Raw genomic sequence first — 21,912 nt, 5'->3', positions numbered from 1 at the left:
GTCACCCGCCCGCGTTCGGGAACAGCGCGCGGAACGGATCCGCCGTGGCCGTGAGCCCCCGGCCGTAGGGCGCGTCGAAGTCCCAGACGAGGAAGAGCAGGAAGGCGATGAGGGCGGAGAACAGGCCGGCGAGGATCAGCTCGCGTGCCGTACGACGGATCTGCAGCGCGAAGACCATGCCCACGGTCACCACGGCGCCGGCGAGCAGACCGAACCACACCACGCCCGGCATGGTCTCGCCGGTGGAGTCGGCGCGGGCGTTGCGCGCCGCGTCGGCCGCGGCCATCTGGTCGAGCAGCGGCTGGTAGGCCTGCGCCTCGAAGTCGCTGCTCGGCTGGTAGTCGGTGACGTCCCGGCGGACGGTGTCGAGGAGCTCCGTGCCCTTCTCGGTCATCTCCCCCTTCTCTGTCATGGCCTTCCACTCGGTGGTCACGACGTGGCCGACATACGCGTCGACGTCGTCGCGGATACGGTCGCGTACGTCCTCGGGGTACACCCGCACCCGCTCGCTGATCTCGTGCAGCGCCTGCGCCTCCGCCTGGACATGGTCCTGGGCGACGCTGCGGGCCTCCCAGACCCCGGCGATGGCCAGGCCCAGGACGATGGCGTACACCACGCCGATCATCATGGTGATGTACTCGATGACGTCCGGGGTCTCGGACGGGTCCTCGTCCGCCGGTGCGGCGTGATGCCGTACGACGGCCACGAGGAGGACGACGACACACGCCGCCCCCATCGCGAGGGTGAGAACAAGCCATTCCGACAAGGGGTTCCTCCAGGAAACGGGGTCAGCGCGGACGCAGCGCGGCGACGGCGAACACCGCGGGCGCGGTGATGAGCAGGGCGAGCGTGACGAGTGACGGTCCGGAGCGCTTGGTGTGCGTGCGGGCCGGGGTCCGGTAGGGCGGGTAGCTCACCGGGGTCGGCGACACCTCGGGGCGTGGGCTCGGGGTGGGCTTGAGGGCGGGCTTCGGTGTGGGGGTGGGGGCGGGGCGGGGCGCCTGGGTGACGGGCGGTGGGGGCGGAGGCGGCGGCTCGGGCTTCGGTGGGGGAGCCGGCGCCGGTGTGGGTGGGGGTGCCGGGGTGGTCCGGGGTGGCTTCGGTCGAGGTGGGGCAGTCGGGGTGGGGGTCGGCTCCGGCGGGCACGTCGGTGTGGGTGTGGGTGTGGGTGTGGGTGTGGGTGTCGGCGTCGGCGTGGGGGACGGTGACGGTGTGGTCGCCGGAACCGGCTTGCAGGAGCTGGTCCCCGCGATCGCCACGGCGACGGCACCCCCCTTGTCCGGGCCGGTCGCCGCGTAGGCGCAGGCGTCGGCGACCGCCGTGCCGCCCGGCGCTCCGGTGAGGAGCCAGGTCAGTACGAGCAGGGCCGACAGCCGCAGGGCGAGAGCGGATCGGGTCCGCTGGGGTCCTTGCACGACGAAGATCATCGGCGGTCGCGTGCCCGCACACGCCGGAGCCTGTGCAGATTGCCCCGGACGAGGGAAAACGGGGTGCGAAGGTTTGACCGGGAGAGCCGGAAACCGGCCTCTGTCCGGGGCCTCCGCGGGTCCCGCGGCGAAAAATGTCACAGATTTCGGAAAGAAATTCGTGCCGCGTTGAACACATCGGCCGCCCCCGCCCGTACCTAGGGCCAGCAAGCGGCGCAGTAGGGCGCTGCAACACCCAAGGAAACACGGGGAGTTGGAATGAAGACCTCCTGGCGGAGCGCCTCACTCGTAGCGACAGCTGCGGCTGTGCTGGTGCTGACGACGGCGTGCGGTCAGGAACAGGGGTCCACGTCGAGTCAGAACGTGGGTGCCGCTTCCACCCCGACGCTCGGGGCCGGCACCATCGCCGGTGTCGGCGCGGCCGGCTCCGGTTCCAATGCGCAGGACCAGGCCCAGTCGACCACGGCCGCCTCGGCGGGCGCGCTGACCGTGTGGAACAGCGACGAGTTCGGCAAGGTCCTCACGGACAGCGCCGGGCGCACCCTCTACCGCTTCGACAAGGACTCCTTCGAGCCGCCGAAGACGACCTGTGAGGGCGAGTGCGCCACCACCTGGCCGCCGGTGCCCGCCTCGGGCGCCACCGCCACCCAGGGCGTGGACAAGTCGCTGCTCGGTGAGGTCACCCGTCCCGACGGCACCAAGCAGCTGACGGTCGCCGGCTGGCCCCAGTACTACTACGCCAAGGACACCAAGGCCGGTGACATCAAGGGCCAGGCCATCGGCGGCACTTGGTACGCCTCGGCGCCCGACGGCAAGAAGGCCTCCACGAAGGGCGGCGGCGCCGCAGACAGTGGTGACGCGGGCGACGCCGGTGGCGAGGCGGTCGAGCAGGCCGGCCTGACCACCCGCGAGGACCCGGACTTCGGCGAGATCGTCGTCGACAAAAACGGCATGACGGTCTACCGGTTCATGAAGGACACCCAGTGGCCGATGTCGACCGCCTGCACGGGCGCCTGCCTCGACAAGTGGCCCGTCGTCGCCCCGGTCGACAAGAACGACACCGAGGGCATCCTGCTGAAGGGCTACACGGTCTTCGACCGGCCCGACGGCATCAAGCAGCAGACCATCAACTGCATCCCGCTCTACACCTTCGCCAGCGACAAGGCCCCCGGTGACACCAAGGGCCAGGGCGTGGGCGGCACCTGGTTCGTCATCAACGGTGACGGAGAGCCGATCCGCGCGCAGAAGTAAAGGTCACCTTCCCCAGGGTAGATCGCCTCGCCATTCAGGAAACCGCACGCGGAAGGGAGTGGACGAGCAGAAGAGTGCCGGACGCACCACATCAGCGCGACGGATCCGACCCGCCCCCTCCGCACCGCACGGAGGGGGCGGGTCACTTGGCGTGCCGTGCTACGGGGAGTGGAATGAACAGGCGTGGCTGGGACGATCATTGGGCATGTGCCATCGGCAGCGTCCAGGAACGGATGGTCAATTTCCGTTTTCGCTCGCCCCGTTGACGGACGATCAGTAGCCTCTGCTCGAACACCGGATCGCCTACGCCACCCCCGACGCGTTGGAGAGCACAGATGGAGCGTCCCGCCTGGGCGCCACGGAGCATCGACATATCGATGCCGTCAGTGGCCCGCATGTACGACTACTACCTGGGCGGTTCGCACAACTTCGAGGTCGACCGGGAAGCGGCCCGCAGGGCCATGGAGTTCGTGCCGGGCCTGCCCAAGATCATGCAGGCGAACCGCGCGTTCATGCGGCGCGCCGTGCGGTACGCGGCGAACGCGGGCATCACCCAGTTCCTGGACGTCGGATCCGGGATCCCCACCTTCGGAAATGTGCACGAGGTCGCCCAGGAGGCCAGTCCCGGCGCGCATGTCGTCTACGTCGACCACGACCCGGTCGCCGTAGCACACAGCCAGGCGGTTTTGGAGGGCAAGGATGGCGCGGATGTGGTCGCGGCCGATCTGCGCAAGCCCCGGGACATCCTCGAGAGCCCCCGTGTTGAGCGACTGATCGACCTGAACCGCCCAGTGGCACTGCTTCTGGTTGCCATACTGCACTTCGTGGAGGACACGGACGACCCGTACGGAGCGGTGGCCGAGCTGAGCGACGCGCTCGCGCCCGGCAGCATGCTCGTCGTCTCGCACGCCTGCGTGGAGGGAATTCCGCTTCCCCAGGAGCGGGCAGAGGGCGCGGTGGACGTGTACAAGGACATTCGCAATCCGCTGACCATGCGTTCGCGCGACGAGGTCGCGCGGTTCTTCGAGGGGTACGACATGGTGGAACCCGGAGTGGTGCCGATGGCGACGTGGCGGCCCGACACGGCCCCCGAGGACGAGGATCCGTACGCCTTCGCGCAGTTCGCCGGCGTGGGGACCAAGGCGTGAGGGCGGAGCCGGACGGGCCGGAGGACAGACTGCGCCGGTTCGCGACGATCTGGAGCCGGGCGGTCTTCCCTGTCACCTCCACGTCGCTGACCCGCCCCGAGTTCGAGGAGCGACTCCTGCCGCTCGCCCGGCGCCTGAGCGAGGCGCTGCGGGCCAGGACGTACGATGCCGGGGAAGGCCGAGCCGTTGGCGCCGCCCTCGTCGGGGCGCACTGCACCGAGCCCGAGGCGCTCAGCCAGACCCTGGACTGCGTCGACGCCTACCTGGTGCTCTACTGCGGCGGCGACGGCGCCCAGGAGGATTCGCGGGCGCGCGCCGCGCGGCTGCAGTCCGCGATGGCCGCCGGATACGCCGAGGCGCTGCGGCAGCGGACCCTGGCCGAGCAGGAGGCGATCGCCCGCGCCGCGCTGGAGGCCCAGGGGGCGGTCGCCCGGGCGCTGCACGCGACCGAGGCCCGCTTCCGCGCGGTGTTCGAAGGCGCCGCCATAGGCATCGGCATCGCCGACCTCGACGGCAACATCATCCAGGTCAACGGCGCGTTGCTACGCATGTTCGGCGTCACCGAGCAGGCGATGCGCGCACGCGTCGTCACCGAGTGGACCCACCCCGACGACGCCCCCCAGGTCTGGCGCCTCTACGAGGAGCTGGTGCGCGGCGAGCGCGAGCACTACCACACCGAGAAGGCGTTCCACCGACCAGACGGAACGGTTCTGTGGACCAACCTGACGGTCTCCCTGCTCCGTGACGCGGACGGCAACCCCCAGTACCAGCTGGCGCTGATGGAGGACACCACCGAGCGCCGACTGCTCAACCTCCGCCTCCGCTACGAGGCCACGCACGACGCGCTGACCGGACTGCCCAACCGCACCCTGTTCTTCGAGCGCCTGGAGAAGGCCCTCTCAGCGGGCGACGGCCAGCGCTTCGGCCTGTGCTACCTCGACCTCGACGGCTTCAAGGCCATCAACGACAGCCTCGGGCACGCGGCCGGCGACCGGCTGCTCGTCGAGGTCGCCGACCGGCTGCAGTCCTGCGCGACCGCCCCCGGCGAGATGGTCGCCCGGCTCGGCGGCGACGAGTTCGTGGCGCTGACCACCGGCACCGACACCGAACGCGAGGTCGACGAACTCGCCGACCGCATCATGAACGCCCTCGTCACCCCCGTCCGCATCGACGGCCGCGAACTCCTGGTCCGCGGCAGCATCGGCATCGTCGAGGGCCCGGCGGGCGAGCGCGGCCCGGCGGAGGTGCTGCGCAGCGCCGACATCACGATGTACCGGGCCAAGTCGGCGGGCGGCAACCGCTACGAGATGGCCGACGCGGAGGCCGACGCCCGCGCCATCACCCGGCACGGCCTGACCACCGCGCTGCCCGCCGCCCTCGACCGGGGCGAGTTCTTCATCGAGTACCAGCCGCTCGTCCACCTCGGCGACGGCACCGTACGCGGCGCCGAGGCCCTGGTCCGCTGGCTGCACCCGCAGCACGGCGTCCTCGGCCCCGACCGGTTCATCCCGCTCGCCGAACGCACCGGCCTGATCGTGCCGCTCGGCCGCTGGGTCCTGGAGCAGTCGGTGCGCCAGGCCCGCGAGTGGCAGGAACGTCACGGCGGTACGGGAGCCACCGGCCCGCTGCGCGTCAACGTCAACCTGTCGCCCTGCCAGTTGACCCATCCCGGCCTTGTCCAGGACACCGTCGACATCCTGGAGCGCGCGGGCCTCGAACCGGACGCCCTCTGCCTGGAGGTCACCGAGTCCGCCCTGATCGGCGCCGACGACGACCTGCTCAAACCCCTGCGCAGGCTCTCCGAGATGGGCGTCGACATCGCCCTCGACGACTTCGGCACCGGCTACTCCAACCTCGCCAATCTGCGCCGACTGCCCGTGCGCATCCTGAAGTTGGACCGTTCCTTCACCCAGAGCATGCAGCAGTTCCCGGCCGACCCCGTCGACCTGAAGATCGTCGAGGGCATCGTCTCCCTCGCCCACAGCCTCGACCTCGCGGTCACCGTCGAGGGCGTGGAGACGGGCGCCCAGGCCGAGCAACTACGGATTCTGGGCTGCGACACGGCCCAGGGCTGGTACTACGCCCGCCCGGGTCCGCCGGAGCGCCTGCATGAGCTGGCGCTGGTGGACGCGACGGGATAGGGGGCTGCAGCGCCCCTTCAGGGGCGCGGGGAACTGCGCGACCAGCCACAGTCGACCCGCAGACCCGAACGGCGATCACGGCTCAACGGCGCGACCGGGACAGCAGCGGCACGCTCACCGCTCCACCAACATCCGCTGCAACTCCCGCGCGGCCCGAGGCGGAGCCACATCGCTGCGGTGGGCCAGGGCGATCGTCCGGTGCAGGCCGGGGCGGGCCAGCGGGGTCACCCGGAGGCCGCGCCCGGACCGCGTCGCCACCATGCGGGGGACGACGGCCACGCCCAGCCCCGCCCGCACGAAGCCCAGGACCGCGTCCATCTCACCGCCCTCCACCGCGAAATCCGGCTCGAACCCCGCGGAGCGACACGCGGCGACGGTGAGTTCGCGCAGGTCGTAGCCGTGGCGGAACATGACCAGGCGCTCGCCCTCCAGGTCGGCGATGCGCACCGTGCGCCGCCCGCCGCCGGGCCGGGGCGCCTCCGGTGAGGAGACGACCACCAGGTCCTCGCGCAGCAGCTCCACCGTGGTCAGCGCCGGGGACGGGGTGGGCAGGGGCAGGACGACCAGGGCCAGGTCGAGGGCGCCGCGCGCCAGTTCCCGTACGAGGTCGTGCGAGCCGCCCTCCTCGATCAGCAGCTGGATGCCGGGATAGCGGTCGTGGAAGGCATGCAGCACGTCCGGCAGCAGACCCGTGCACAGGCTGGGGGTCGCGCCCAGCCGGACCCGGCCCCGGCGCAGCTGCACCAGCTCCTGCACCTCATGCCGGGCCGTTTCGGCGTCGGCCAGTATGCGACGGGCCAGCGGCAGCAGGGCCTCTCCGGCGTCCGTCAGCGTGATGTTGCCGCGCGCCCGCAGGAACAGGTCCGCCCCCAACTCCCGCTCCAGCGCCTTGATCTGCTGCGACAGCGAGGGCTGGGCGACATGCACGAGATCCGCGGCCCGGGTGAAATGCCGGGTCTCGGCGACCGCCACGAAGTACTGAAGCTGCTGGAACTGCACCCGGCCATCATAGGGCTCTCCTATTGAAACGAGCCGGACCATGTCTTGGACCGATGGGGCCGTTCGGCCTTAGCGTCATGTGCCATGGCTCTGGCAACGCGGACGGACCGACGGCCGTCGATGGCGCGCACCGTGTGGGACTCCTCCGTCGGCAAGAAGACCGTGATGGCGGTCAGCGGTCTGATCATGCTGCTGTACCTGGTCGCCCACATGATCGGCAACCTGAAGATCTACTTCGGGGCGGTCGAGTTCAACGAGTACGGCCACTGGCTGCGCACGGTCGGCGAGCCGTTCATGCACTACGAGTGGACGCTCTGGCTCATCCGCGTCGTCCTGGTCGTCGCCGTCGTCGCCCACGCGGTCTCGGCGTACCAGCTCAGCCGCCGCGACATCAGGGCACGCCCCAGCAAGTACGTGAACAAGAAGCGGCGGGCGAGCTACGCCACGCGCACCATGCGCTGGGGCGGCATCATCCTCGGGCTGTTCATCGTCTGGCACGTCCTCGACCTGACGACCGGCACGGTGCACCCGGGCGGCTTCCAGGAGGGCCACCCGTACCAGAACGTCGTGGACACCTTCTCCACCTGGTACGGCAACGTCATCTACATCGTCGCGATGCTCGCCCTCGGCCTGCACATCCGGCACGGCTTCTGGAGCGCCGCCCAGACCCTCGGCGCCGGCAGCCGCACCCGCGACCGCGCCCTCAAGACCGTCGCAGGCGTCCTCGCGCTGCTGCTCACGGCCGGCTTCATCGCCGTACCCGTGGGCGTCATGACCGGAGTGGTGAGCTGAGATGACCGCTGAATACGTGAACTACGCGACCGGCGAGCCCGTCGTCGACACCAAGGCCCCGTCCGGCCCGGTCGACGAACGCTGGGACAAGCGCCGCTTCGAGGCCAAGCTGGTCAACCCCGCCAACCGCCGCAAGCACACGGTGATCGTGGTGGGGACGGGGCTGGCCGGCGGCTCCGCGGGCGCCACACTCGCCGAACAGGGCTACCACGTCGTCCAGTTCTGCTACCAGGACTCCCCGCGCCGGGCCCACTCCATCGCCGCGCAGGGCGGCATCAACGCCGCGAAGAACTACCGCAACGACGGCGACTCCGTGCACCGGCTGTTCTACGACACCGTCAAGGGCGGTGATTTCCGGGCGCGCGAGTCCAACGTCCACCGCCTCGCCCAGATCTCCGTCGAGATCATCGACCAGTGTGTGGCGCAGGGTGTGCCGTTCGCGCGCGAGTACGGCGGTCTGCTCGACACCCGCTCCTTCGGTGGCGTACAGGTGTCGCGGACCTTCTACGCCCGCGGTCAGACGGGCCAGCAGCTGCTGCTGGGTGCCTACCAGGCCCTCAGCAGGCAGATCGCGGCCGGTAACGTGGAGATGCATCCGCGGACCGAGATGCTCGACCTGATCGTGATCGACGGGCGGGCGCGCGGGATCGTGGCGCGGGATCTGATCACCGGCCGTATTGACACGTACTTCGCGGACGCCGTCGTTCTGGCGAGCGGTGGGTACGGCAACGTCTTCTACCTGTCGACCAACGCCATGAACTCCAATGCCACGGCTGTGTGGCGAGCGCACCGGAGGGGCGCGCTGTTCGCGAACCCCTGCTTCACCCAGATCCACCCCACCTGCATTCCGCGCACCGGCGACCACCAGTCCAAGCTGACGCTGATGAGCGAGTCGCTGCGCAACGACGGCCGTATCTGGGTGCCGAAGGCCAAGGGCGACACCCGCCCCGCCCACCAGATCCCCGAGGACGAGCGCGACTACTACCTGGAGCGCATCTACCCGTCCTTCGGCAACCTGGTTCCGCGCGACATCGCCTCCCGCGCCGCGAAGAACGTCTGCGACGAGGGCAGGGGAGTGGGGCCGGGTGGGCAGGGTGTCTATCTCGACTTCGCCGACGCCATCAAGCGGATGGGGCGCAAGGCCGTCGAGGCCAAGTACGGCAACCTCTTCGACATGTACCAGCGGATCACCGACGAGGATCCGTACGAGGTGCCGATGCGGATCTACCCCGCCGTGCACTACACGATGGGCGGGCTGTGGGTCGACTACGACCTCCAGACCACCGTCCCCGGCCTGTTCGCGATCGGCGAGGCCAACTTCTCCGACCACGGGGCGAACCGGCTCGGCGCGTCGGCGCTGATGCAGGGGCTCGCCGACGGGTACTTCGTCCTTCCGGCGACGATCAACGACTACCTCGCCAGGCATCCGCACAGCGAGCCGGTCGAGGTCGAACACCCCCTCGTACAGGAGGTGTTGGCCGAGACCGAGGACCGGCTCAACCTGCTCCTCGCCGTCGACGGCGACCGCACCCCCGACTCCTTCCACCGTGAAGTCGGTGAGCTGATGTGGGAGTTCTGCGGCATGGCCCGTACCGACAGCGGGCTGCGCAAGGCCCTGGAGCGGATCCCGCAGATCCGTGAGGAGTTCTGGCGGCGGATCAAGGTCCCGGGGACGGGCGAGGAGTTCAACCAGTCCCTGGAGAAGGCCAACCGGATCGTCGACTACCTGGAGCTCGCCGAGCTGATGTGCCTCGACGCGCTGCACCGGAACGAGTCCTGCGGCGGGCACTTCCGCGAGGAGTCCCAGACGCCGGACGGCGAGGCGGCCCGCAGGGACGAAGAGTTCTCGTACGCGGCCGCCTGGGAGTTCACCGGGACGGGCTCGGCGCCCGTCCTGCACAAGGAAGACCTCGTCTTCGAGTACGTCCACCCCACCCAGCGGAGCTACGCATGAGGCTCACCCTGCGCGTCTGGCGGCAACGCAACGCCGACGCCGACGGCGCCATGTCCACGTACGAGGTGGACGACATCTCGCCCGACATGTCCTTCCTGGAGATGCTCGACACGCTCAACGAGTCGCTCATCCTGCGGGGTGAGGACCCGGTGGCCTTCGACCACGACTGCCGCGAGGGCATCTGCGGGGCGTGTTCCCTCGTCATCAACGGGGACGCGCACGGGCCGGAGCGGACGACGACCTGCCAGCTGCACATGCGGTCCTTCTCGGACGGCGACACGATCGATGTGGAGCCGTGGAGGGCGTCGGCGTTCCCGGTCGTCAAGGACCTGGTCGTCGACCGGTCCGCGTTCGATCGGATCATTCAGGCCGGTGGGTACATCACGGCGCCGACGGGGGCCGCGCCGGAGGCGCATGCCACGGCTGTGCCGAAGCGGGACGCGGACTTCGCGTTCGAGCACGCGGAGTGTATTGGGTGCGGGGCGTGTGTGGCCGCTTGTCCCAACGGGGCGGCGATGTTGTTCACGTCGGCCAAGGTCAATCACTTGAACGTGTTGCCTCAGGGGGCGCCGGAGCGGGAGACGCGGGTGTTGGACATGGTCGAGCAGATGGATGAGGAAGGGTTCGGGGGGTGCACGTTGACTGGGGAGTGCGCTACCGCTTGCCCGAAGGGGATTCCCTTGGTGTCTATTACTAATATGAACAAAGAGTGGCTGCGGGCTGTTCGGAAGAGTGGTCGGTAGCGCCGTAGGGGTGCTTGATTCTTTCGGGCTGCGGGCGCGTTGTGGCTGGTCGCGCCCACGCGGCGGAGCCGCACATTGATACAGCCCCGCGCCCCTTTGGGGCGCGCCGCAGTTAAGGCCAGTTGAAAAAATTATGGACGTTCGCCGAAACGTGCGGACGAGCGGGACCGGGAGTGGTGCTCAACCCCGGTCCCGTTTCGCTTTTCGGTATTCCTGGCATTCAGCATTCCCACATTTGCTCTCCGGGCGGTGGTCACTCGCCTGTCAGCCGGCGTCGGAAGAACTGTGGCGGCGGGTCGCACGTCCCCAGGTCCGCCACTGATGCCGCCGAGTCGGCCCGTGACCAGGAGAAGCCATGACCGCCTCCACCCTCGACAGCCCGCCCCAGCCGACGGCCCCCACCCGCTACACCGTCACCCTCGCCCGCAGCGAGGAGGACGTGCGTGCCGCGCAGCGGCTGCGGCACGACGTGTTCGCCGGGGAGATGGGCGCCCTGCTGGCGTCACCGCAGCCGGGGCTGGACGTCGACTCCTTCGACGCCTACTGCGACCACCTGCTCGTCCGCGACACCCTGACCGGCCAGGTCGTCGGCACCTACCGGCTGCTGCCGCCCGAGCGCGCCTCGGTCGCCGGACGGCTGTACTCGGAGGGCGAGTTCGACCTCGGCCCGCTCGATGCGATCCGCCCCTTCCTGGTGGAGGTCGGCCGGTCCTGCGTGCACCCCGACCACCGCGACGGCGCCGTGATCAGCCTGATCTGGGCCGGGATCGCCCGCTACATGGTCCAGGGCGGCCACGAGTGGCTGGCAGGCTGCTGCTCCATCCCGCTCGCCGACGGCGGCGCCCTCGCCGCGGGCACCTGGAACCGGGTACGCACCAGGAACCTGGCGCCGGAGGAGTACCGGGTACGGCCGCTGCTGCCCTGGAGCCCGAAGGGCCAGGCCCCCGAGGGCCGTACCGAGCTTCCCCCGCTGCTGCGCGGCTACCTCCGGCTCGGCGCCTGGGTCTGCGGCGAGCCCGCGCACGACCCGGACTTCGGAGTCGCCGACATGTACGTGCTGCTGTCGATGCGCCGGGTCAACCCGCGCTACCTGCGGCACTTCCTCTCGCTCGTACCGGCGGCGTGACCCGATGAGCGTGTGGTTGCCCAGCGCGCCCTGCACCCCGCGGGCGTGCGTGGACGCGCGGGCGTCCCTCGCCGCCGTACCGCTGGCGGTGCTGCGGCTCGCGGCCGTCGTGACCCTGCTCCTCGTCGGGATCCTGCTCATACCGCTCGGAGCCAGGATCCCGTCGAGTGCGGTCAGCCGGTGGAGCCGGTGGATCGTGCGGGCCTCCGGGGTCCGGGTACGGATCTCCGGAGCGGCCGCGCCGCCCGCCGGCGGGCTGCTGCTCGTCGCCAACCACGTCTCCTGGCTGGACATCCCGCTGCTCGCCGCCGTGCGCCCGGCCAGGATGCTCGCCAAGTCGGAGATACGGCGGTGGCCTGTGGCCGGCTGGCTGACCGCCCGCAGCGGAGCCCTGTTCATCGACCGGGACCGCATCCGCGCCCTGCCCGGGACGGTCGCCCGGATCGCCGAAGCCCTGGCCGCCGGTGACGCCGTCGTCGCCTTCCCCGAGGGCAGTACCTGGTGCGGGCGCGCCCAGGGACACTTCCGGCGGGCCGTCTTCCAGGCCGCCCTCGACGCGGGCGCGCCCGTGCAGCCGGTATCCGTCCGCTACCGGCTCCTCGACGGAGGAGCCAGCACGGCGCCCGCCTTCGTCGGGGACGACGCACTGCTCACGTCGGTGTGGCGGGTCGTATCGGCACGGGGCCTGGTGGCCGACGTCGACGTGCGCCCGGTCCTCGGCCCGGGCCGCCCCCGCGACCGGCGGGCGCTGGCGCGGGCCGCGGAGATCGGCGTGACCGACGCGCACGACCTGGCCACGTGCGCGGCGGGTATCCACGTCGGCGGGACCTCGGCCCCGGCAGGGACTATCCGAGTCCCGCGACCCGTGCCAGTCGGCCGTAGGACCCCAGCAATGCTTCGCGGTCGTACGTACTCGTCGTGACCAGCACCTCCTGGGCACCCGTCTCCTTGACCACCGACTCCAGCTCGTGCGCGACCTGCTCCTCGGTGCCGTACACATGTCCGCTGAGCCCGGCCTCGTAGAAGCCGCGATCCTTCGCCGTCATCACCCGCCGCTCGACCTCCTCGGCCGGGGCGAGCGGCGGGAAAGTGCCGTGCGTACGCGAGTACGCCATGGCCCACGCCTCGGGGAGCAGGATGCGGCGGGCCGCCTCCGGGGTGTCGGCGACGGCGACCGTCCCGGAGACGACCACGTACGGCTCCTCGGCCCACGGGGACGGGCGGAACTCGGCACGGTAGCGATCGATGCCGCGCCGCATCTTCTCCCGGTTGCGGAGGTCGCCGATGACCATGGGCAGCCCTGCCCGCGCGGCGATCGAGGCGCCTTCACCCATGGCGAGCACGAAGGGCGGGACGGCGAGTCCTTCCGGCGGGCGCGCGTGCACCCCGGTCGGGGACGTCCCTCGAAACCACCCGAGCAGTTCGTCGAGCTGCCCAGCGAAGTCATCGGCGTCGTCCTTGTCACGGCCCAGCGCCTTGCGTACGCCATCTGTGAACCCGACAGACCGCCCGAGTCCCATGTCGATACGCCCCGGGAACAGAGACTCCAACACCCCGAACTGCTCGGCGACGACGAGCGGCCGATGATTGGGCAACATCACGCCGCCGGTGCCCACACGGATGGAGCGGGTGGCCGAAGCAACGGCTGCGGCGAGCACGGTAGGCGCGGACCCGGCGACTCCGGGTACACCGTGATGCTCCGAGACCCAGAACCGGTGGTAGCCGAGGCTCTCCACCTCTTGCGCGAGCCGCACGGTGTCCCGCAGGGCTTCGGACGCGTCATGGCCCTCGCGGACACGGGACCGATCAAGCACGGAGAACCGGATGGAGGAGAGCACTGAGGTCACAAGGTGTTCAACACCTCAGAACGGTGAGGATTCCCGATGGCCGAGCCCCTGGCTTTTTAGGGGCGCGGGGCTGTGTCGATATGCGGCTCCGCCGCGTGGGCGCGACAAGCCACAACGGGCCCGCAGACGTTCTACGGACCCGTCGTGGCACTTTCTGTCTTTCTATCGCTTGCCCACCGTGATCCCGGTGGTCTTCGCGGCCTCCACGTTCTCGTACACCGCCTCACCCCCAGCCACGTTCCAGATCTTGATCTGGAACGTGTCCGGCCCATCGGTGGCCGTGATGCGGAACGCGTACCCACTCTTGCCGTTCACCGTGCCGCTGCCCTGGTACACGGCCTTGGACCCGGTCACCACCAACCAGTCCGACCCGGTGGAACGCAACTTCACCTTGCCCCGGTCGAAGTCGAACGCGGCCTTCCCGGAAGGCACCGTGCTGAACCAGTTGTACTTGGCGGCGAAGGAGAAGGTCGCCTTGCCGGCCGGCGAGGCGAAGGTCCCGCCACCGACCGCGGGGCCCGCCTCCCGGTCGTAGACGATCAGTTCGGCAAGCGTGGTGCCGTCTGCAGCACCGTCGTCGTCGGTGACCGTGACGACCGGTCGGTGGATGCCCGCCTTGGCGTAGACGTGCTCGGCCCGGCAGCCGGAGTCGGTGACCTTCCCGGCGGTCGGCTGGGTGCCGTCCTTCCAGTCGACCTCGCAGGTGTGGGTGTCGCCGGCGCCCGCGTCGGAGAAGGCGGCGGTGACCACGGCCGGCTTGCCGACCGACACCGGGGACTTCGGCCCGCTGGCGGAGCCGATGGCAGGCGCCGCGTTGGTGACCTTCACGGTGGCCGAGTCGCTGCTGCGGCCCCCGGTCAGGGTCACCGTGTACGTGCCGTTGTCCGCGCAGGTGACCGTCGTCTTCGCGGACGTGGCGTCGGCGAAGGTGCAGGGTGCCCCTTCCTCGACCGTCCACTTGGGGCTGCCCGCCCCGGAGACGGTGCCGCTCAGCTCGATGCGGTCGCCCTCCTTGCCCTCGGCGTCCTGCCCGGCGCGGGCGATGGTGACCGGGTCGATGCTCTCCAGCGTCGGGACGACCTTCTTGAGGAGACCGTCGGCGTCGAACTCCAGCTTGTCGATGGTCGTTTCGCGGTGAGTGCCGTCGCCGCTGGGGATGGCGAAGCGGTGGTAGGCGATGTACCAGTCGTCGGTGTTCGGGACATGGACCACCGAGTGGTGGCCGGGGCCCTTGATGCCGAGCGAGAGGTCCTTCTCCAGGATCACGCCTTGCTTGTTCCAGGGACCGGTGGGCGAGGAGCCGGTGGCGTAGGCGACCCGGTAGTCCTCGTCCCGGGTGTCGTTCTCCGACCACATGAAGTAGTAGGTGCCCTTGCGCTTGATGACGAAGGCGCCCTCTCGGAAGCCGCTCGGGGTGATGTCGGTGACCTTCGTGGCGTCGAACGACACCATGTCGTCGTTCAGCGGCACGACGTACCCGCGGCCGTTGCCCCAGTACAGATACGACTTGCCGTCGTCGTCCGTGAAGACTGACGGGTCGATCATCTGGCCCGAGTAGTCACCGGCCTTGAGCAGCGGCTTGCCGAGGGCGTCCTTGAACGGGCCGGTCGGCGAGTCCGAGACCGCGACACCGATGCTCGCGTCGGCGCAGAAGTAGAAGTAGTACTTGCCGTTCTTCTCCTCGATCGCCGGTGCCCAGGCCCTGCTGTCCGCCCAGGAGACGTCCGGGCCGAGGTCCAGGATGACGCCGTGGTCCTCCCAGTGGACCAGGTCCTTGGACGAGTACGCCTTGAACTGCGTACCGCTCCAGCCCGGGAAGCCGTCGGTGGTCGGGTACATGTAGAAGGTGTCGCCGAAGCGGGCGATGTTCGGGTCGGCGTTGAGGCCCGGCAGGACCGGGCTCTTCATGATCAGTGCCGAGACCGTCCAGGTGCGCTTCTCCCCGTCCGAGCCCGTGACCTCGTACGTCACCGGCCTGCTGAAGTCGCGCAGGGTGCCGGAGGCGGGGCTGATGGCCGCGCCGTGGGCCAGGGTGAACTCCGGGGCAAGGGCGGTGACATCACTGCCCTCGGTCAGCGGCAGGACGATCGTGCTGTCCTTGTCGTTGACGATCGCGTCCACCTTGAGCGCCGGGTGGGTCGCCGCGGCGATGCCCGTGGTGTTACCGGCGAGCTCCAGGACCTCGGCGGGCGTCAGGGCCCGGTTGTAGATCCGGAAGTCGTCGACCTCGCCGCCGAAGTACGGGTCCGGGGAGTACAGGGACTTGCCGATGTAGCCGGAGTGGTCCTTGGCCGAGTCGTACAGCTCGGACGGCTTGATGGTGACACCGCTCACGCGGGCCGCCTCGGCGCCGTCCACGTAGAGGATCGCCGTCTCGGTCTCGCCGTTCAGCGTGACGGTGAGGTGCTTCCACTCATTCGGGGTGAGCTGGGAGCCGCCGATCATCTGCTTCTCACCGGACCAGGTCGCCTTGGTGATCGCGGAGAACAGCTTGCCGCTGCCGTTGGAGGGGGTGGCGAACAGGTACTTGTTGCTGTCGGGGCCGAGCCCGAACAGCCACTGGAAGTTGTCGCCGCCCTTCCACTTGACGTACGTCGAGACGGTGACGCTGTTCGCGTCCTTCAGCACCCCGTTCGGGATCTTCACGTACGGCGAGCTGGAGCTGCTGTTGCCGCCGGACATCTTGAACGAGCCGCCGTCCACGCCACTGCCGAAGTCGGGCGTACGGACGTAGGTGCCGTGGTAGCCGTGGCCGCTGGAGTCACGGGTGATGTTGCCGCCGGTCTCGTCGAAGCCGTAGTGCAGGACCAGGTCCGCCGGGACGTCGGGGCCTTCCTCGGAGACGGTGACCTCGGCGTGTACGTCGATCGTGGCGTCGCCCGGCAGGGTGCCTTCGACCGTGAAGGTGCCGGCCTGCGCGTACTGCGACGCCGGGACGTCCGCCCAGGTGACGGCGACGGGTCGCTTGACCCCGTCCGCGGACTCGGCGATGACGGTGGCGGGCAGCACCGGCGCCTCACCGACGCGCGTCTCGACCTTGACGTCCTCGGCGCTCTTGATGATCTGGTCGGGCTGGTAGGTGCTCAGCAGCCGGTCGTACTCGGCCTGCGTCACCGGCAGCACCGTGCCGTGGCGCGGCTTGGACGGCAGGTCGTACGACGAGGACGGCGTCCACACGCCGGAGGCGAGGTCGGTCGTCTCGAAGGGGATGTAGCCGCGTCCGCCGAACTCGTCCAGGAACGCGTACCACTTCTCCTCGGTGTTCGACTTGAACACCAGCGGACCCTCGGCGGCGTTCATCGCGCCCTTGCCGATGCCCTCGGCGACCGAGTCCCACGACAGGTTCAGCAGCGAGTTGCTCTTCTCCTCGAAGATGAACTTGCTGTTGGGGCTGGAGGAGGTGTTGTTCCGCTCGTCCTTGGAGAGGCGGAAGTACGTGCCGTCGTGCTGGATGACCGTGGAGTCGATGACCGAGTAACCGCGGTCGACCCAGACCTTGGGCTCGCTGAAGGTGTGGAAGTCGCGGGTCGTCGCGTACATCATGCGGTTGTACGTGTCGCCGGAGTGGGCCTCGTTGTCGTACAGCTTCGACGCCCAGAAGACCACGTACTCGCCGAGCTTCTCGTCGTAGTACGCCTCGGGAGCCCAGGTGTTGCCCGCGGAGTCGGGGGAGACCTTCACCAGGCGCTGGTTCGTCCAGTTCACCAGGTCGGTGGACTCCCAGACCATGATGGACTTGCTGCCGGTGCGCTGCGAGCGGTCCCAGTCGCCGTTGCCGTAGATCCTGAGGTCGGTGGCGATCTGGTAGAACTTGTCGCCCTCCGGGGAGCGGATGATGAACGGGTCGCGCAGGCCCTTCTCGCCGAGCGTGGAGGTCAGGACGGGCTTGCCGTCGTTCAACTCCCGCCACTTCAGCGGGTCGTTGCCCTTGCTGAGCGCGAAGTAGAGCTGCTCGCCGTCCGAGGTGCCCTCGCCGGTGAAGTAGCTGAACATATAGCCCTTGAGGGCTTCCTTCTTCGGCAGTTCCGGCACCTTCGCGGTGAAGGCGCGGGTCGTCTTCGCCTCGCCCTTGGTGACCGTCGCGGTCAGCTCGACCGTGGTGGCGCCGTCACCGTTCTCCGGTCGGTGGACCACGCCGTCGGCGGCTACCACGTCCGGCTTCGCGGAGGACCAGCTGACCTTCGTGCCGAGGGTGCCGTCCGTGGGGAGGGTGAGGTTGCCGCGTACGTCGTCGAGGTTGTGGACGGTCAGCGCCTCGGCGGCCTGCTCGGTGGCCGTCTTGTCGTCGAAGGCGGGCAGGACCGTGACCTCGAAGGTCTTGGTGTCGGTGACGGTGCCCTTCTTCAGGGTCGCCGTGAGCGTGGCGTGGCCGTTCGGCTCACCGGCGGCGGGGCGGGTCACCGCGCCGGAATCCGAGACCACGGAGGTGTTGTCGCTCTTCCAGCTGATGGACGAGCCCCCGGCCGTACCTGTCTTCGGCAGGTCCAGGTCGGCGGCCACCCCGCTGGTGTCGCCCAGGCTGAGGGCGGCCTTGTCGTCGGCGACGCCCTGCGTGGCCACGGGGAGCGAGAGCTGCTCGACCTCGGTGGCGGCGAGGGCGCGGTCGTACACCCGGAAGTCGCGGATCTTGCCCTTGAAGAGCTTGTCGCCGGTGTAGACCGACTTGCCTATGTAGTTGGCGGTGGTGGTGCCGGAGCCGATGGCGCCCGGGGTGATGCTGATCGAGGTGTTGCGGCCGACCTCCACGCCGTCCTCGTACAGCACGCCCGTGTTGCCGGTCTGCGTGTAGGTGAGCTGCTTCCAGACCGCGCGGGTCAGGTTGTGCGAGTCGGAGGGCTTGGTCGTCTGCTCGGTCGACCAGTTGCCGCTCGCGATGGAGGTGCGCAGCGAGTTGCCGGTGGTGAAGAGGTAGCCGTTGCCGTTGTTGCTGCTGGTGTTGCCGAAGCCGTAGATGAAGTACGGGGTCGTCTGCGACGCGTCGATCAGCACGTCCATGGAGACGCTGATCGAGGTCATGCCCTTCATGACGTCGTTGGGCGCCTTGACATAGGTGTCGGAGCCGTTGAAGGCGAGTCCCTGGCCGGTGCCCGTCCAGCCGGCGGTGCCGTTCACCGTGCCGTCGCGGCCGTTGCCGGAGGCGTCGGTGACGGTGGTGCCGGACGTGGCGTCGAGCTTGTACCAGAGGGCCAGACCGTCGGTGATCTCGGCGCTGTCCGCGGCGGTCGCGCTTTCCGCCGCGAACGCGGGCGCGGTCGGTCCGGCGAGGCCCAGGAGCAGCGACGCGGCGGTCAGCCCGGCGAGCGGACCCGCCCAGCGTCTCGCGCGGCCGCGCAGACCTGCGATGTACGTCATGTGGTGATTCCCTGCTGAGAGCACGGCTGATGAAGGGCAGAACAAGGCAAGGGGAAGGGGCCGAGGGCGATGGCCCCCGTCCTTGGGTGCCACTCCGTTTCGGCCGTGTGACATCGTGTTGCGAGAGTGTCAGTCGACGTGAGGTGGGGCGTCAAGAGGTATCGAACAATGTCCGGCGGGTCGAACGAGTCGCCCTATGGGGGGTGCCTGGTGTCCCTCTCCGGAGGTGCCTGGTGTCCCTTGCCGTTCGTCCTACCTGGCCGGCGTACTCTCCACGGGACGTACCAGCTCCCACGTGTCGACGGCGAAGTCCAGCTTCATGCCGTGCCGTTGGTACAGGGCAAGGGCGCCGCTGCTGTTGTCGGTGTCCACGCCGAGGCCGATGCGGTCTCGGCCCAGCGCCGCGTAGTGACCGAAGGCGTGGCGGAGGAGGTGGCTGCCGAGACCCCGGCCGCGGGCCTCGGGCAGGACGCCGAGGTTCGCGATCCAGGCCATGGTCGTACGGTCGTTGCGCGTGCGCATGACCGCCGCGTCACCGAGACCGTCGACCCGCGCGACCCAGATCAGCGGCCAGTCGACGTTCGTGGCGTCGATGTCGTCCAGCCACTGCTCGTACGTACGCGGCTGGAAGTCGAAGTGGTCGGCGAAGGTGGCCTGGAGCAGGGCGTGGGCCTGCCTGCGGTCCGGTTCGGTGAGACAGGGGCGCAGGGTGATGCCGGGCGGTGGCGTCGGGAGCGGGTCGGCGGGGGAGAGGGGACGGTCCAGGACGTTGTAGCGGCGCACCGGCCGCCAGCCCCGCCCGCGCAGGGCGGCCAGGTCGGTCGTGGGCGCGATGTTGAGGTGCAGGTGGATCACCGCGCGGTCCGCACCATTAACCGCGGCCCGCTCGACCGCCCGGGCCTCCATCAGCTCGAACAGGTGCAGGGCGCCGATCGGCTGGTCGGGCAGCGCGTAGTGGTCCATGTCGATGCGCTCGCCGTGGGAGTCGTCCCACATCAGGCCGTACGCCACCAGCCGGTCGCCGTCGAAGAGGAGCCAGGAGTCACGCTCCAGGTCCACCTCGGGATGCTTCAGATCGGCCTGGACCTCCGCCAGTCCGGTCTCGGCCCGACCGATTTCCAGCAGGTCGACCTCGTTGAGCAGGGCGCACACTGCGGCCGCGTCGTCGAGGGTCGCCGGGCGGACGGTCAGACCGGGCGGCAGGGGAGTGGTGTGCGTCGTCATGGGGTCACTGTCGGGTGGGGAACGGGCGGACCGCAACGGGATTTCGCCAAGCGGCGGACGAAGGGCTGAGGACCGCGGGCTGAGGGCTCAGTGTTCGCGGCACCACTGCCGGTAGCCCGCCACGGCCGTCGGGAGGGTCGGGAAGATCAGGTCGCTGCCGACCGATTCCGCGAGCCCGTATGCCTGCAACTCGTCCCACAGGTCCTGTTTGACGCGGGCGAGGGCGAAGACGATGCCCCGGCGTGTCAGTTCGCGGCGTAGTTCGTCGACGGCGTCGAGGGCGGTGATGTCGACCTCGACGTTGGCCTCGGTGTTGAGGAGGAACCAGCGGACGGTCTCCCCGTGCTCCTCCTGTTCGTCCACGGAGGCCAGGGCGCGGCGGCGGAAGTTTTCGGCGTTGGCGAAGAACAGCGGAGAGTCGTAGCGGTAGACGAGGAGGCCGGGGATCGTCCTGGCCTCGGGGTAGTCGTCGACGTCGTGCATGCCGGCCACCCCCGGGACGAGTCCCTCCACGGCGTCGTGCGGCCGGGCCACGCGCGTCAGCAGCTCGGCCACGGACAGGCCGACGGCCACCAGGACGCCGTACAGGATGCCCCAGGCGAGGACCCCGGCCAGGCAGCCGACCGCGAGGAGCGCCTCCCGGCGCCGGAAGGAGGCCAGCCGACGGAAGCCGGCCAGGTCGACCATGTGGACGGCGGCGTAGACCACGATCGCGCCCAGCACGGCCGAGGGGGTGCGAGTCAGCAGCGAGCCGAGGAAGAGCAGGACGCCGAGCACCGCCACGCCCGAGACCAGCGCGTACGCCTGGCTGCGGGCGCCCGCCGTGGAGGCGAGCGCGGTACGGCTGGCGCTGCTGCTGACCGGCATGCCGTGCAGCACCCCCGCGCCCAGGTTGGCGGCGCCCAGGGCCAGGAACTCCTGGGTCGGGTCGAGTCCCGGGCCCTTGTCCTCGCGGACGGTGAAGGCGCGTGCGGTGAGGACGACGTCCGTGTAGCCGACGAGGAGGACACCGAGGGAGGGCAGCAGCAGGGACGGCAGCTCGGACAGGTCCGGCACGGCGAGGCCCGGCAGGCCGGACGGGACGTCGCCGATCACGTCGATGCCGTGGCGGTCGTCGAGGTCGAGGGTGACCACGGCGACCGTACCGAGGACGACGGCGAGCAGGGGGCCGGGGAGGGTACGGGACAACCGGGCCATCACGAAGATGAAGGCGATCGCGATCACCGAGAACACGACCGTGCCCCAGTGGGCGTCCCCCAGGTGCCGGACGAAGGACCACAGCCGGGGGAAGAAGTCCTCGCCGCTCGTCTCCACCCCCGCGAGCCTGGGCAGCTGGTCCATGATCATGATCAGCGCCAGGCCCGCGAGGTAGCCGATCAGGACCGGCCGGGAGAGCAGATCCGCGACGAAGCCGAGGCGCACCGCCCGGGCGACGAGGCAGAGCAGTCCGACGGCGATCGCCAGGACGGCCGCGAGGGTGGCGTACCGCTTCGGGTCCCCGCCCGCGAGGGGGCCGATCACCGCCGCCGTCATCAGCGCGGCCGTGGACTCCGGGCCGATCGACAGGAGGCGGGAGGATCCGAGGAAGGGGTACAGGGCGAGGGCGGGCAGGATGGCCCACAGGCCGACCACGGGGGGTAGTCCGGCGACGACCGCGTATGCCATGACCTGCGGGACGAGATACGCCGCGACCGTCGCCCCGGCGATCAGGTCACCCCTCAGCCAAGCCCTCCGGTAACCGAGGAGCATGGCGAGACCGGGCAGCAGACGGCGCCACACCGGTGTGCTGTCGCCCGAGCCGTCGGCCATGCGTCTCCCTTCACCTTCGCCCGGTGATCTCAGGATCCACCGGGGGAGGGAGAACCGCGACGCCGGGGCCGGGCGGGGGTGGGGTGCGGTTGCCGGGGC

At 69.8% G+C, this 21,912-nt stretch carries 15 protein-coding genes; 8 read left to right on the top strand and 7 right to left on the bottom strand.

The features are described from left to right. Window position 1 precedes the first annotated feature (1 nt). Complete coding sequence (locus tag F3T56_RS07485; protein ID WP_149823898.1) at window positions 2–766, bottom strand: bestrophin-like domain; 765 nt, start codon at window positions 764–766, stop codon at window positions 2–4. Window positions 767–788: 22 nt separating this feature from the next. Continuing rightward, complete coding sequence (locus F3T56_RS07480) at window positions 789–1,415, bottom strand: hypothetical protein (RefSeq protein WP_246203469.1); 627 nt, start codon at window positions 1,413–1,415, stop codon at window positions 789–791. A 270-nt stretch (window positions 1,416–1,685) separates the two neighbouring features. On the opposite strand from F3T56_RS07480, the gene F3T56_RS07475 reads away from it, so the two are divergent. From F3T56_RS07475 to F3T56_RS07465, 3 genes are all read left to right on the top strand, one after another. Further along, window positions 1,686–2,678, top strand: coding sequence for an SCO0930 family lipoprotein (locus tag F3T56_RS07475; RefSeq protein ID WP_149823896.1), 993 nt, complete (start codon window positions 1,686–1,688; stop codon window positions 2,676–2,678). A gap of 335 nt (window positions 2,679–3,013) precedes the next feature. Beyond that, complete coding sequence (locus F3T56_RS07470; protein WP_149823895.1) at window positions 3,014–3,826, top strand: SAM-dependent methyltransferase; 813 nt, start codon at window positions 3,014–3,016, stop codon at window positions 3,824–3,826. Then, the gene (locus tag F3T56_RS07465; protein WP_149823894.1) at window positions 3,823–5,967 is read left to right on the top strand and encodes a putative bifunctional diguanylate cyclase/phosphodiesterase; all 2,145 of its coding nucleotides are present in this window, start codon (window positions 3,823–3,825) and stop codon (window positions 5,965–5,967) included. The genes F3T56_RS07470 and F3T56_RS07465 overlap by 4 nt, the downstream gene beginning before the upstream one ends. Before the next feature lie 114 nt (window positions 5,968–6,081). On the opposite strand, the gene F3T56_RS07460 is transcribed toward F3T56_RS07465, so the two are convergent. After that, window positions 6,082–6,966 (bottom strand): LysR family transcriptional regulator, encoded by an 885-nt coding sequence (locus tag F3T56_RS07460; RefSeq protein WP_149823893.1) that lies wholly within the window; start codon window positions 6,964–6,966, stop codon window positions 6,082–6,084. A 120-nt stretch (window positions 6,967–7,086) separates the two neighbouring features. Here F3T56_RS07460 and F3T56_RS07455 point away from each other — a divergent pair, with 120 nt between their 5' ends. From F3T56_RS07455 to F3T56_RS07435, 5 genes are all read left to right on the top strand, one after another. Then, window positions 7,087–7,758 carry a succinate dehydrogenase gene (locus F3T56_RS07455; RefSeq protein ID WP_149823947.1) on the top strand — a complete coding sequence of 224 codons (672 nt, stop codon included), beginning with the start codon at window positions 7,087–7,089 and terminating at the stop codon, window positions 7,756–7,758. 1 nt (window position 7,759) lies between these two features. Continuing rightward, entirely contained in the window at window positions 7,760–9,712 is a 1,953-nt protein-coding gene (locus F3T56_RS07450; protein WP_149823892.1) for a fumarate reductase/succinate dehydrogenase flavoprotein subunit, read from the top strand. Then, window positions 9,709–10,455, top strand: a complete 747-nt coding sequence (locus F3T56_RS07445) for a succinate dehydrogenase/fumarate reductase iron-sulfur subunit (protein WP_149823891.1) — start codon at window positions 9,709–9,711, stop codon at window positions 10,453–10,455. The genes F3T56_RS07450 and F3T56_RS07445 overlap by 4 nt, the downstream gene beginning before the upstream one ends. 355 nt (window positions 10,456–10,810) lie before the next feature. Continuing rightward, a complete protein-coding gene (locus tag F3T56_RS07440) occupies window positions 10,811–11,581 on the top strand; it encodes a GNAT family N-acetyltransferase (protein WP_149823890.1) in 771 nt (256 codons plus the stop codon). Between the two features lie 4 nt (window positions 11,582–11,585). Further along, window positions 11,586–12,503, top strand: a complete 918-nt coding sequence (locus F3T56_RS07435) for a lysophospholipid acyltransferase family protein (RefSeq protein ID WP_149823889.1) — start codon at window positions 11,586–11,588, stop codon at window positions 12,501–12,503. On the opposite strand, the gene F3T56_RS07430 is transcribed toward F3T56_RS07435, so the two are convergent. From F3T56_RS07430 to F3T56_RS07415, 4 genes are all read right to left on the bottom strand, one after another. Beyond that, window positions 12,427–13,428, bottom strand: a complete 1,002-nt coding sequence (locus tag F3T56_RS07430; protein WP_149823888.1) for an LLM class flavin-dependent oxidoreductase — start codon at window positions 13,426–13,428, stop codon at window positions 12,427–12,429. The two genes, F3T56_RS07435 and F3T56_RS07430, sit on opposite strands and share 77 nt — an antisense overlap. A gap of 162 nt (window positions 13,429–13,590) precedes the next feature. Beyond that, on the bottom strand, window positions 13,591–18,780 hold the full coding sequence (locus F3T56_RS07425) for a family 43 glycosylhydrolase (protein ID WP_149823887.1): 5,190 nt from the start codon (window positions 18,778–18,780) through the stop codon (window positions 13,591–13,593). Between the two features lie 252 nt (window positions 18,781–19,032). Then, window positions 19,033–20,004 (bottom strand): GNAT family N-acetyltransferase, encoded by a 972-nt coding sequence (locus tag F3T56_RS07420; RefSeq protein WP_149823886.1) that lies wholly within the window; start codon window positions 20,002–20,004, stop codon window positions 19,033–19,035. Between the two features lie 87 nt (window positions 20,005–20,091). Further along, entirely contained in the window at window positions 20,092–21,813 is a 1,722-nt protein-coding gene (locus F3T56_RS07415) for a SulP family inorganic anion transporter (protein ID WP_149823885.1), read from the bottom strand. Window positions 21,814–21,912 lie beyond the last annotated feature (99 nt).

Source organism: Streptomyces tailanensis, assembly GCF_008386495.1.
Taxonomy (GTDB): Bacteria; Actinomycetota; Actinomycetes; order Streptomycetales; family Streptomycetaceae; genus Streptomyces; species Streptomyces tailanensis.
The sequence above is the reverse complement of the archived record's forward strand: the minus strand, read 5'-3'. Positions and strand labels throughout refer to the sequence as shown.